Annotated in this window: 11 protein-coding genes; all 11 read left to right on the forward strand. The window is 63.4% G+C overall.

The window, feature by feature from the left end:
• The first annotated feature begins 411 nt into the window (after positions 1 to 411).
• On the forward strand, positions 412 to 1,575 hold the full coding sequence (locus NPX02_RS20500) for an isovaleryl-CoA dehydrogenase (RefSeq protein ID WP_305792960.1): 1,164 nt from the start codon (positions 412 to 414) through the stop codon (positions 1,573 to 1,575).
• A 384-nt stretch (positions 1,576 to 1,959) separates the two neighbouring features.
• The gene (locus NPX02_RS20505; RefSeq protein WP_260295915.1) at positions 1,960 to 3,144 is read left to right on the forward strand and encodes an acetyl-CoA C-acyltransferase; all 1,185 of its coding nucleotides are present in this window, start codon (positions 1,960 to 1,962) and stop codon (positions 3,142 to 3,144) included.
• A 439-nt stretch (positions 3,145 to 3,583) separates the two neighbouring features.
• Positions 3,584 to 4,720, forward strand: a complete 1,137-nt coding sequence (locus NPX02_RS20510) for an acyl-CoA dehydrogenase family protein (protein ID WP_260295916.1) — start codon at positions 3,584 to 3,586, stop codon at positions 4,718 to 4,720.
• Between the two features lie 3 nt (positions 4,721 to 4,723).
• Positions 4,724 to 5,326, forward strand: a complete 603-nt coding sequence (locus tag NPX02_RS20515) for a 2-hydroxychromene-2-carboxylate isomerase (protein ID WP_260295917.1) — start codon at positions 4,724 to 4,726, stop codon at positions 5,324 to 5,326.
• Positions 5,326 to 6,933: a carboxyl transferase domain-containing protein gene (locus tag NPX02_RS20520; protein ID WP_260295918.1), complete on the forward strand. Its 1,608-nt coding sequence runs from the start codon at positions 5,326 to 5,328 to the stop codon at positions 6,931 to 6,933. Before NPX02_RS20515 ends, NPX02_RS20520 begins: the two co-directional genes overlap by 1 nt.
• An 18-nt stretch (positions 6,934 to 6,951) precedes the next feature.
• Entirely contained in the window at positions 6,952 to 7,767 is an 816-nt protein-coding gene (locus NPX02_RS20525) for an enoyl-CoA hydratase/isomerase family protein (protein ID WP_418067360.1), read from the forward strand.
• A complete protein-coding gene (locus NPX02_RS20530; RefSeq protein ID WP_260295919.1) occupies positions 7,767 to 9,758 on the forward strand; it encodes an acetyl/propionyl/methylcrotonyl-CoA carboxylase subunit alpha in 1,992 nt (663 codons plus the stop codon). Before NPX02_RS20525 ends, NPX02_RS20530 begins: the two co-directional genes overlap by 1 nt.
• A 692-nt stretch (positions 9,759 to 10,450) precedes the next feature.
• A complete protein-coding gene (locus NPX02_RS20535) occupies positions 10,451 to 11,353 on the forward strand; it encodes a hydroxymethylglutaryl-CoA lyase (RefSeq protein WP_260295920.1) in 903 nt (300 codons plus the stop codon).
• Between the two features lie 240 nt (positions 11,354 to 11,593).
• Positions 11,594 to 12,181 (forward strand): peroxidase-related enzyme, encoded by a 588-nt coding sequence (locus NPX02_RS20540; protein WP_260295921.1) that lies wholly within the window; start codon positions 11,594 to 11,596, stop codon positions 12,179 to 12,181.
• 452 nt (positions 12,182 to 12,633) lie between these two features.
• Positions 12,634 to 12,858, forward strand: a complete 225-nt coding sequence (locus NPX02_RS20545; protein WP_260295922.1) for an addiction module protein — start codon at positions 12,634 to 12,636, stop codon at positions 12,856 to 12,858.
• Positions 12,855 to 13,068 (forward strand): hypothetical protein (locus tag NPX02_RS20550; protein ID WP_260295923.1); only part of this gene is annotated, 214 nt, incomplete at its 3' end. The genes NPX02_RS20545 and NPX02_RS20550, both read left to right, overlap by 4 nt.

Here is a 13,068-nt window from a genome sequence, read left to right on the forward strand (position 1 = left end):
GCGCAAGGAACGCAAAGATCAAAAGATCAAAGGAAGGAATGGGTTTTCCTTGGCGTACTTGGCGTCTTGGCGAGATCAAATAACCTTTACCGATTCTGTGCTCGGAAAGAGCCGTGGGCAGGGAAGGTGACCAACTTTCCGGCAATCCTGTTCGGCGGGGGATGCCGCCCTCGTTCCGGTGTCTGAAACTGTGAACGGGAACGGCCGGCTCACCTATCCTTGTGAATCAACGGCTACTATAGTTACACCATAGCAGTTGACGTTAACGTAAACGTAATATATGTTTTGCATCGGTCGTCCGGGTTCCGGCGATTACCGGTATGAGGGTGGGGCGTTCGAGCGTGCCCGGCCATCCCACCCGTATCTGTGGGGCTGTCTGGATGCGACAGCCTCGGTTGAGGAGATATCTGAATGATCCACCTGCCTTCGTTGAATTTTGATCTGGGAGAGACCGTGGAGATGCTGCGCGATGCCGTGCAGGAGTTCACCGCCGCCGAGATCGCCCCCATCGCCGCCGAGACGGATCTGAAAAACGAGTTCCCCAACCCGCTGTGGCGCAAGCTGGGCGACATGGGGCTGCTGGGCATCACCGTCTCCGACGAGTTCGGCGGCAGCGGAATGGGCTACCTGGCCCACATCGTCGCCATGGAGGAGATCAGCCGCGCCTCCGCCTCCATCGGCCTGAGTTACGGCGCCCACTCCAATCTCTGCGTCAACCAGATTAAGCGCAACGGCACCCAGGCACAGAAGGAGCAGTACCTGCCGAAACTGATCAGCGGCGAGCATATCGGCGCCCTGGCCATGTCCGAGCCCAATGCCGGTTCCGACGTGGTGGCCATGCGTCTGAAGGCGGAGAAGAAGGGGGACCGCTTCATCCTCAACGGCAACAAGATGTGGATCACCAACGGCCCCGACGCCGACACCATGGTGGTCTATGCCAAGACCGATCCCGGCGCCGGGCCCAAGGGCATCAGCGCCTTCATTATCGAGCGCGGCTTCGGCGTCAAGAGCGCGCAGAAGCTGGACAAGCTGGGCATGCGCGGCTCCAACACTGGCGAGCTGGTGTTCCAGGATGTGGAGGTGCCGGAAGGGAATCTCCTCGGCGGCCTCAACCAGGGGGTCAAGGTGCTGATGAGCGGCCTCGACTACGAGCGTGCGGTGCTCTCCGGCGGGCCGCTGGGCATCATGCAGGCGTGCATGGACGTGGTGGTGCCCTACGTTCACGAGCGCGAGCAGTTCGGCCGTCCCATCGGCGAGTTCGAACTGATGCAAGGCAAACTGGCCGATATGTACACTACCCTGAACGCCTGCAAGGCCTACGTCTACGCGGTGGGCAAGGCGTGCGACCGCGGCGAGACCACGCGCAAGGACGCCGCCGGTGCCATCCTCTATTCGGCGGAGAAGGCGACCTGGATGGCCCTGGAGGCGATCCAGGCCCTGGGCGGCAACGGCTATATCAACGAGTATCCTACCGGCCGCTTCCTGCGCGACGCCAAGCTCTACGAGATCGGCGCCGGCACCTCGGAGATCCGCCGCATGCTGATCGGCCGCGAGCTGTTCAACGAGACCCGGTAGATTGACGACCCCCGGGGTGGCGCGAAATGAATCGTAGGATGAATGGCACTGACTTAAGCGGATTCGTATCCAATGTAGGGTGGGTTAGGCGCGTTGTTTGCGCCGTAACCCACCAACCGTGCCGTCAGGAAAACCTTAAACAAACGGGTTGTGTTGCTGCGCAACGCCTGGTGGGTTATGCAAAAAACGCTAACCCACCCTACATTTGAGCTTAAGTCAGTGCCATTCAATCGTAGGATGTGGTGAGTGAAACGAACCGGATCAAACGCCGGGTGATGCGCATCGCTGCGCTCAGCACATCCTACGGTGTTGAATGTTCCAGACCACCGAATGGCCGAAGTGCGACAGGCCAAATTGAGCAACAGAACGAACCGGAGTAACCCCATGAGTGATCCAATTGTCATCGTCGATATCGCCCGCACCCCGATGGGCGGGTTCCAGGGCGCCCTCTCTTCAGTCTCCGCACCCCAGCTGGGCGCAGCGGCCATCGCCGCGGCGGTGGAACGCGCCGGTATTGCGCCTGAAGATGTACAAGAGGTGCTGATGGGCAACGTGCTGACAGCCGGCATCGGCCAGGCGCCCACGCGCCAGGCGGCGCTCGCGGCCGGCATCCCCCAGAGCGTCCCCTGTGCCGGCATCAGCAAGGTGTGCGGCTCCGGCATGAAGGCGGTGATGCTGGCCCATGACCTGATCAAGGCCGGCAGCAACGCGGTGATGGTGGCGGGCGGCATGGAGTCCATGAGCAACGCCCCCTACCTGCTGGAGAAGGCGCGCGGCGGCTATCGGCTGGGCCACGGCAAGGTGCTGGATCACATGTTCCTGGACGGCCTGGAGGACGCCTATTTCGATCGCGGGGCGCTGATGGGCACCTTCGCCGAGCAGTGCGCCGACCACTACAGGTTCAGCCGCGAACAGCAGGACGAATTTGCCATCGCCTCGCTGAGCCGCGCCAACGCCGCCATCGAGGCGGGCCGCTTCGAACGCGAAGTCGTACCGGTGACGGTGCCGGGGCGCGGCGGCGACACCCGGGTGGCGATCGATGAACAACCGGGCAACGCCCGTCCCGAGAAGATCCCCAGCCTGCGTCCCGCCTTCCGCAAGGACGGCACCGTGACCCCGGCCAACTCCAGCTCCATCTCCGACGGCGCCGCCGCCCTGGTGCTGATGCGCGCCTCGGAGGCGGAACGGCGCGGCCTGTCGCCCAAGGCTGTGATCCGCGGCCACGCCGGTTACGCCGGGGAGCCCTGCTGGTTCACCACCGCGCCGGTCTATGCCATGCAGAACCTGCTGCAGCGGCTGGAGTGGAACAAGGACGACGTGGACCTGTGGGAGATCAACGAGGCCTTCGCCGTGGTCACCATGGCGGCCATGCGCGAACTGCAACTGGATCACGAGAAGGTCAATATCAACGGCGGCGCCTGCGCCCTGGGCCACCCGATCGGCGCCTCCGGCGCGCGCATCATCGTCACCCTGCTGGCGGCGCTGGAAGCGCAGGGGCTGAAGCGCGGTATCGCCTCGCTCTGCATCGGCGGCGGCGAGGCCACCGCGGTGGCCATCGAGCGGCTTTGAGGGGTAGGGTGGGCACGGTTTTTGTGCCCACGCGGACGCTCGGCATGAATCCACTATGGATTGTGTACAACGTGTAGGATGGGTGGAGGCGCACAACCTCGGTGTTTGGAGATGCTCCGCAGCCAGGGCGCGCCGTAACCCATCTTCGGATGAGGCCGGGTGATGGCTGACATGCCGGGAGGGTGCTGCGGGACCGATTGATGGGTTACGTCGTTCCTCCTCCACCCATCCTACTCTCTCGTGCAGGGGAAGAGACCCCATATGGGCACGTTGTTTGTGCCCACGCGGAAGCACGGCATGAATCAACGGCGTGGGTACCAAAGACGTGCCCACCCTACGTCAACTGCCTACGCCAACTGTAGGAGCGGCTCTGCCGCGAATCACCGGTCCGGCATGGGCCGGTATTCAATAACAAGATGATGATCCACAGGAGTCATTGATGATCCTCACCGAAGAACAGCGCATGATCCGCGACATGGCGCGGGATTTTGCCCGGGAGCGTCTCGCCCCCAACGCCGCCGAGTGGGACCGGGAGGGCATCTTCCCCTCGGACGAACTGAAGGAGATGGGCGCGCTCGGCCTGTTCGGCATGACCATCCCCGAGGAGTGGGGCGGGGCCGGCACCGACTATGTCTCCTTCGCACTGGCGATCGAGGAGATCGCTGCCGGTGACGGCGCCTGTTCCACCATCCTCAGCGTCAACAACTCGGTGGTCTGCGGACCGCTGCTCAAGTTCGGCAGCGAGCACCTCAAGGAGACCTACCTCAAGCCGCTCGCCGCCGGCGAGATGCTCGGCTGCTTTTGCCTCACCGAACCCCAGGCCGGTTCCGACGCCGCGGCGCTGAAGATGCGCGCGGTGCGTGACGGCGACGAATATATACTCAACGGCACCAAGCAGTTCATCACCTCCGGCAAACACGCCCAGGTGGCGATCGTGTTTGCCGTCACCGACCCGGCGGCCGGCAAGAAGGGGATCAGCGCCTTCCTGGTGCCCACCGACAATCCCGGTTACCAGGTGGCGAGTATCGAGGAGAAGATGGGCCAGCACGCCTCGGACACGGCGCAGATCGTGTTTGAGGATTGCCGCATCCCGGCCGATCACCTGATCGGCGAGGAGGGGCAGGGCTACCGGATCGCCCTCAGCAATCTGGAGAGCGGGCGCATCGGCATCGCCGCCCAATGCGTGGGCATGGCGCGTGCCGCCTACCGGGTGGCGCTCGACTACGCCAGGGAGCGGGAGAGCTTCGGCACCGCCATCATCAACCACCAGGCGGTGGCCTTTCGCCTGGCCGACATGGCCACCCAGCTGGAGGCGGCCCACCTGATGGTGATGAACGCCGCGCAACTGCGGGACGCCGGCCGGCCCTGTCTCAAGGAGGCGAGCATGGCCAAGCTGTTCGCCTCGGAGGCGGCGGAGCAGATCTGCTCGGCGGCGATCCAGACCCTGGGCGGCTACGGCTACCTGCGCGACTTCCCGGTGGAGCGCATCTACCGCGACGTGCGCATTTCACAGATCTACGAAGGCACCAGTGACATACAGCGTATCGTCATCTCCCGTGCCATTGCCGAGGAGTAAGCCATGGTCGCACCGCTGGAGTTCTATTTCGATTTCTACTCGCCTTACGGCTACCTGGCCAGCACCCGCATCGACGAGCTGGCGAAAAAACATGGCCGCGAGGTGATCTGGCGCCCCTTCCTGGTGGGGGTGACCTTTGCCCTGACCGGGACGCGCCCGCTGCTGGATATCCCGCTGCTGGGCGATTATTCGCTGCACGACATGCGTCGCTGCGCCCGTGATCAGGGGATGCCGTTCCAGTTGCCGGAGAACTTTCCCAAGGCGGCCCTGGCACCTTCCCGCGCCTTCTACTGGCTGGTGGACGCGCAGCCGGAAACGGCAAAGGCGCTGGCCCGGGCGGTCTACCACGCCACCTTCGGCGAGGGGCGCGATGGCACCGATCCGCAACTGGTGGCGGAGCTGGCGGCACCGCTGGGCGTTGATCGCGAGGCGCTACTGGCGGCGATCCAGACCCCGGAGGTGAAGGCGCGGCTGAAGCGGGAGACCGAGACCGCCATCGAGCGCGGCGTGTTCGGCTCGCCCTATATCTTCGTGGACGGTGAACCCTTCTGGGGCAATGACCGGCTGGAGCAGGTCGACCGCTGGTTGGCAACGGGAGGCTGGTAATGTCGGTCATCAACAGCAGTATCAATCGCAAGAGCGAACAGTACCGGGAGAACCTGGCGGCCATGCAGGCGCTGCTGGCCGATCTGCGGGAGAAGGTGGACGGCATCGCCAAGGGCGGCGGCGAGCGCGCCCTGGAGAAACACCTCCAGCGCGGCAAGCTGCTGCCCCGCGAACGTATCCGCGTGCTGCTGGATACCGGCTCGCCGTTTCTGGAGCTGTCCCAGTTCGCCGCCTACGGCATGTACAACAACGAGGTGCCGGCGGCCGGCGTGATCACCGGTATCGGCCGGATCTGTGGCCAGGAGTGCATGATCATCGCCAACGACGCCACGGTGAAGGGCGGCAGCTACTTCCCGATGACGGTGAAGAAACACATCCGCGCCCAGGAGATCGCCCGCGAGAACCGGCTCCCCTGCGTCTACCTGGTGGACTCGGGCGGCGCCAACCTGCCGACCCAGGACGAGGTGTTCCCGGACCGCGAACACTTCGGCCGCATCTTCTACAACCAGGCCAACATGTCGGCCCAGGGTATCCCGCAGATCGCCGTGGTGATGGGCTCCTGTACCGCCGGCGGCGCCTATGTGCCGGCCATGTCGGACGAGAGCATCATCGTCAGGGAGCAGGGCACCATCTTCCTCGGCGGTCCGCCGCTGGTGAAGGCGGCCACCGGCGAGGTGGTGACGGCGGAAGAGCTGGGCGGGGCGGATGTGCACTCGCGCATCTCCGGTGTTACCGACCACTACGCCCTGAACGACGCCCACGCCCTGGGGCTGGCGCGCCGCGTGGTCAATACCCTGAACCGCGACAAGCGGCCTGGGGTGACCCTGCGCGAGCCGGTCGAGCCGCGCTATCCGAAAGAGGATATCTACGGCATCGTGCCGACCGACCTGCGCAAACCGTTCGATATCCGTGAGGTGATCGCGCGGGTGGTCGATGGCAGCGAACTGGACGAGTTCAAGAAACTCTACGGCACCACCCTGATCTGCGGCTTCGCCCACATCCACGGTTACCCGGTGGGCATCGTCGCCAACAACGGCATCCTCTTCTCCGAGTCGGCGCAGAAGGGGGCCCACTTCGTCGAACTGTGCGCCCAGCGCGGTATCCCGCTGGTGTTCCTGCAGAACATCACCGGCTTCATGGTGGGCAAGAAGTACGAGGCGGGCGGCATCGCCAAGGACGGGGCCAAGATGGTCACCGCGGTGGCCTGTGCCAAGGTGCCCAAGTTCACCATCATCGTCGGCGGCAGCTTCGGCGCCGGCAACTACGCCATGTGCGGTCGCGCCTACGGCGCCCGCTTCCTGTGGATGTGGCCCAATGCCCGCGTCTCGGTGATGGGTGGCGAGCAGGCCGCCAACGTGCTGGGACAGATCAAGCGCGACGCCCTGGAGGCGCGCGGCGAGAGCTGGGCGACGGAGGATGAGGAGGCGTTCAAGCAGCCGATCCGCGACCAGTACGAATACCAGGGACACCCCTACTATGCCAGCGCCCGCTTGTGGGATGACGGTATTATCGATCCGGCGGAGACCCGCACCGTGCTCGGGCTTGGACTCTCGGCGGCGCTCAATGCGCCGGTGGAGCAGACCACCTTCGGCATCTTCAGGATGTAACAGGAGCGAATTGCAACCATGATGGCAGAAAACTCGGTAATTCTGGCGGTGGACGAGCGCGGTATGGCGACCCTCACCATCAACCGCCCGGAGATTCACAACGCATTCGACGATGCCCTGATCCAGCGCCTGATCCAGGTCCTGGAGTCGCTTGACGTCGATCCCCAGGTGCGGGTGGTGGTGCTGCGCTCCGCGGGCAAGAGCTTCTCGGCCGGCGCCGACCTCAACTGGATGCGCCGCATGGCCGATTACGGCGAGGCGGAAAACCTGGCCGATGCGCGCATGCTGGCGCGGCTGATGGAGAAGCTCAACGGCCTCTCCAAGCCCACCATCGCCCAGGTGCAGGGTGCGGCCTTCGGCGGCGGCGTCGGCCTGATCGCATGCTGTGACATGGCGGTGGCCGCGGAGGAGGCGAAATTCGCCCTCTCCGAGGTGCGGCTGGGGCTGATCCCGGCGGTGATCTCCCCCTACGTCATCGCCGCCATGGGCGAGCGCGCCGCGCGCCGCTACTTCCTCACCGCCGAGCGCTTCGATACCGCCGAGGCACTGCGCCTGGGCCTGCTGCACGCGGTGGTGCCACGGGAACAACTGGAGGCCCGGGTGGACGCCTTGATCGGGGAGTTGTTGAAGGGCGGCCCCTCCGCCCTGGCGGAGGCCAAGTCCCTCATCTTCGCCGTCTCGCACCAGCCCACCAGTGCGGCGGTGATCGAGGATACCGCCAGAAGAATCACCGCCGCCCGGGCGTCGGACGAGGGCAGGGAGGGGTTGAACGCCTTCCTCAACAAACGCGCACCGGCCTGGATTACAGAGGGCATTGCAGAGGGGAACGATTGATGTTCGACAAGATCCTGATTGCCAACCGCGGCGAGATCGCCTGCCGGGTCGCCCGCACCGCCCGCCGCCTCGGCATCGCCACGGTCGCCGTCTATTCCGAGGCCGACACCGATGCCATGCATGTGGCGCTGTGCGACGAGGCCTACCTGATCGGCCCGGCACCGGCCAAGGAGAGCTATCTGCGGGCCGACAAGATCCTTGAAGTGGCCAAAACCTCAGGCGCCCAGGCGGTACACCCCGGCTACGGTTTCCTGTCGGAGAACGCGGTGTTTGCCGAGGCGTGCCAGGCGGCCGGCATCGTCTTCATCGGCCCGCCCGCTTCCGCCATTGTCGCCATGGGTTCGAAGAGTGAGGCCAAGCGCATCATGGGCGAGGCCAACGTCCCGCTGGTGCCCGGCTATCACGGCGACGACCAGTCACCGGTGACCCTGCGGCGGGAAGCCGACCGGATGGGCTATCCGCTACTGATCAAGGCCACAGCCGGTGGCGGCGGCAAAGGCATGCGGGTGGTGGAGCGGGCGGAGGATTTCAGCACCGGCCTGGACGCCGCCCGGCGCGAGGCGATCGCCTCCTTCGGCGACGACAAGGTGCTGCTGGAGCGCTACCTGCTGGCACCGCGCCACGTGGAGTTGCAGGTGTTCGCCGACAGCCAGGGCAACGCGGTGCACCTGTTCGAGCGCGACTGCTCGGTACAGCGGCGTCATCAAAAGGTGCTGGAAGAGGCGCCGGCCCCCGGCATGACCCCGGAGCTGCGCGCCGCCATGGGCGAGGCGGCCACCAATGCCGCCAAGGCGATCGGCTATGTTGGCGCCGGCACGGTGGAGTTCCTGCTCGATCGCGACGGCAGTTTCTACTTCATGGAGATGAACACCCGGCTGCAGGTGGAGCACCCGGTGACCGAGATGATCTCCGGCCAGGACCTGGTGGAGTGGCAGCTCAAGGTGGCCGCCGGCGAACCCCTGCCGCTGGACCAGGCCGCGCTGCGCATCAACGGCCACGCCTTCGAGGCGCGGGTCTATGCCGAGAACCCGGCCAAGGATTTCCTGCCCGCCACCGGCAAGCTGCGCTATCTGCAGACCCCGGAGCAGGGTCCCGGCGTACGTGTGGATACCGGGGTGGAGCAGGGCGACGAGGTGAGCGTCCATTACGACCCGATGATCGCCAAGCTGATCGTCTGGGGCGAGGACCGGGCCAGTGCCCTGCACCGGCTGCGCGCCGCCCTGGCGGACTACCGCATCGTCGGCGTCACCACCAACCTGGAGTTCCTCTCCACCCTCTGCGCGCTGCCCGCCTTCGCCAATGCCGAGCTGGATACCAGTTTCATCGACAAGCACGCGGCCGAGCTGTTTCCGGCGGCGGAGGCGATGTCGGATGACATCCTGGCCATCGCCGCCCTCTATGAACTGCTGGGCGAGCAGCGGCAGACCCAACAACGGCAGGCGCGCTCCCATGATCCCTACTCCCCCTGGGGCGGCGCCACCGGCTGGCGCATGAACCAGGACAGCTTTCATCAGCTGCATTGGGCCGCCGGGGAGGAGCAGGGCAGCCTGGTGGCCCACTACCGGGACGGCGGTTTTCTGCTGGAGCTGCCGGGCGGCGACTGCCTGGTCTCGGGCGAGATCCTGGACGACGGCGACCTGCTGGCCGACCTCGCCGGCCGCCGCTTCCAGGTGGCGGTGATCAAGCACGATCAGGAGCTGACCATCCTGCACCAGGGCCGCTCCTGGCAGATCGAACTGACCGACCCGCGCCTGGAGGCGCTGGAGGGCGAGGGCGCCGGCGGCAGCCTGGTGGCCCCCATGACCGGCAACGTCATCGCCATCAACGTGGCCGAGGGCGACGCCGTGAAACAGGGCGACGCGGTGATGATCGTCGAGGCGATGAAAATGGAACACACCATCACCGCCCCCAGCGACGGTGTCGTCAAAGAGATCCGCTTCGCCGTCGGCGACCAGGTGGAAGACGGCGAACCGCTACTGGTGATCGAGTAGGGTGGATAAACCAACAGGCGCATTCACCAAAGAATCCATCGCGCAGCCTGAACGAAAGGCCCCTTCTCCCCCAGGGAGAAGGTCGGGATGAGGGAATCTAAGGCAGGGGTCGGAGTCAAATCGATTCAACTATGGGGTCAAATCCCTATCGCTTGATTCGATTTGACTCCGACCCGAATAACACCGTCATCCCGGCGCAGGCCGGGATCCAGATGTGTGCCTGGTGGTGGTGTTCCTGGATGATTCGCTTCGCTCACCCTACGGGCCGACTTTCAGTGCGTAGGTTGGGATGAGTGGAGCGAATCCCAACACATACCGGTTCGATTCAACATCCTGTGTTGGGGTTCGCAAGCTCACCCCAACCTACGGTCTGATCGGCCAGGGCAGGCACAGGGGCATGTCCCAACGGAATCGGATTGCTTGTGAACGCCGGGGTCGGAGTCAAATCGATTCAACTACGGGATCAAATCCCCACCGCCTGATTCGATTTGACTCCGACCCCTCCGGATCATCCGCCGCGAAGAGATCGCAGAACGTAGGGTGGATAAGCCACAGCGCATCCACCGCGAAGCTTGAATGAACGGCCCCTTCTCCCCCAGGGAGAAGGTTGGGATGAGGGGGCAAATGTAGGGTGGGCACGTTGTCTGTGCCCACGCGCAACGGCACCAAAACCACAAACCAGAGGAAAACCCGTGCAACTACCCCAACAGGTAAAGATCGTCGAAGTGGGCCCCCGGGACGGACTGCAAAACGAGCCCACCCCGGTCCCCCTCGAGGTCAAGCTGGAACTGATCCACAAACTCGAACAGGCCGGCCTGTCGGTGATCGAGGCCGGCAGCTTCGTCTCCCCCAAATGGGTACCGCAGATGGCCGCCAGCGCCGAGGTCTACCAATCCATCCAGCCGAAGCCCGGCGTCAGCTACCCCATGCTGGTACCCAACCTGAAAGGACTGGAAGCGGCCCTGGCCGTGGGCGTGCAAGAGATCGCCATCTTCGCCGCCACCTCCGAAAGCTTCACCCAAAAGAACATCAACTGCTCCATCGAAGAGAGTATCGCCCGCTACAGCGAGGTGATGGCACAGGCCCAACAGCACCACCTCAAGGTACGCGGCTACGTCTCCTGCGTGCTGGGCTGTCCCTACGAAGGGGAGATCGCCCCGGCCAGGGTGGCCGAGGTGGCCCAACGGCTCCACGACTTGGGCTGCTACGAGATCTCCCTCGGCGACACCATCGGTGTAGGCACACCGCTCAAGGCGCAACAGATGATCGACACCGTGACCAAAGCGGTGCCGGTAGAACAACTGGCCGCCCACTTCCACGACACCTACGGCCAGGCGCTGGCCAACCTGTTCGCGGTATTGCAGCAGGGCGTGGCGGTGATCGACAGCTCCGTCTCCGGACTCGGCGGCTGCCCCTACGCCAAGGGCGCCTCCGGCAACGTCGCCACCGAGGATGTGGTCTATATGCTTAACGGACTGGGCATCGAAACCGGCGTCAATCTGCCCAAACTGCTGCAGGCCGGGCGCTACATCAGCGACCACCTGCAACGCGAACCGGCCTCGAAAGTGGCCCGCGCCCTGGCCACAAAAGAGTGACTTTCGTAGGGTGGGCACGCGTTTTGTGCCCACGCGGATGCGCTGAGGTGTCACATAAAAGGTGAACCAGAATGCCATTGTAGGATGCCGGTGAGGCACGAACCGCATCAAGCTTCACAGTGAACATATCGTAGGGTGGATAAGCCGACAGGCGCATCCACCACAACAGGTCTCATGCACCCGCACTACAGCGGAAAATACAGCCAACAATAAGCAATTACATTAAGACCGGAGGTACCCATGTCCGAAAAACCCATCAGCCGATTCCCCATCCCCGATATCAACGCCCTGCCGGAAGACATCAAAACCGTCATCCTCGAAGTGCAGGAGAAATCCGGCTTCATCCCCAACGTCTTCCTCGCCCTGGCGCACCGGCCGGACGAGTTCCGCGCCTTCTTCGCCTACCACGACGCCCTGATGGAGAAGGAGAGCGGCCTCACCAAGGGCGAGCGCGAGATGATCGTGGTCGCCACCTCCAGCGCCAACCAGTGCATCTACTGCGTGGTGGCCCACGGCGCCATCCTGCGCATCCGCGAAAAGAACCCGCTGATCGCCGACCAGATCGCCGCCAACTACCGCAAGGCCGACATCACGCCGCGCCAGAAGGCGATGCTCGACTTCGCCATCAAGGTCTCCCAGCAGGCCTACGAAGTGGACGATGCCGACTACGAACTGCTGCGCGGCCACGGCTTCAGCGACGAGGATATCTGGGACATCGGCGCTGTCTCCGCGTTCTTTGGGCTCTCCAACCGTATGGTCAATCTCACCAGCATGCGTACTAATGATGAGTTCTATTTGCTGGGCAGGTTGCCGAAAGAGAAGAAATAGCTCCACAGCGGGGCAGGGTGCAGGCTCTGGTCCAGCCCGCTCCCGATCAGGGTCGGAGTCGTCGCGTCAACTCCGACCCCCGCTGACAAATCAACAGCGCGCTATCCCACTGAAAAGGCCATCTTTTTTCCAAGGAAGGGTGCGCCGAGATACCCGCGCACTGGCGCAGAGCCCTGTAGACGCCGAAATAGGCAAGAACAGGTTCCTTCCTATATTAATCTTTGGTAGTGTCAGGGGTTATCGGGTGATCTGTGCGGCAGGAGGTGAAATATTTTCTATAAAACCAGTCATCTGACCAGGTTGGTTGAGTCAGAAAGGGCGCAATATCGCGGGAAGCATTAAGTCGGATTATTCACTTAACCAAGTGTGCTTGCCGCAATATTTACCTATGTGAGCGAGGAAGACGCATAATTAAAGGATTGGAGCCGATAAATTCTACATAGGAGAAAGCGATGAACCTGAAACAAATTGAAGATGAGGCTCTTCATCTATCTGAAGCGGAAAGGGCGGAATTGGCGCAGAAGCTTCTTCTGAGCCTCGACGTGCCTACTCAAGAAGAGTTAGAAGAGGATTGGTTGATTGAAGCGTGTCGACGGGCAAAAGAGCTTGATGAAGGAATAGTTCAACCGATCCCCGCTGAAGAGGTCAGAAAAAAGGCGCAGGCTCTGCTTAGATGACGCACTATTTTCACCCCGCTGCAGAGGTCGAGCATCTTGAATCCGTTGCGTATTTTGAATCAAAACGGGCGGGGCTCGGGGCTTCCTATCTTACGGAGTTTGAAAAAACGGTAGGCGCCGCCTGCGAAGCACCACACAGATATCCGATTGAAGGGCAGCCTGATGTAAGGCGGATCCGAATGAAGAGATTTCCATTCACAATATTGTTTC

It is taken from the genome of Sedimenticola hydrogenitrophicus, from assembly GCF_025175675.1.
In the GTDB taxonomy this organism is placed as follows: Bacteria; Pseudomonadota; Gammaproteobacteria; order Chromatiales; family Chromatiaceae; genus Sedimenticola; species Sedimenticola hydrogenitrophicus.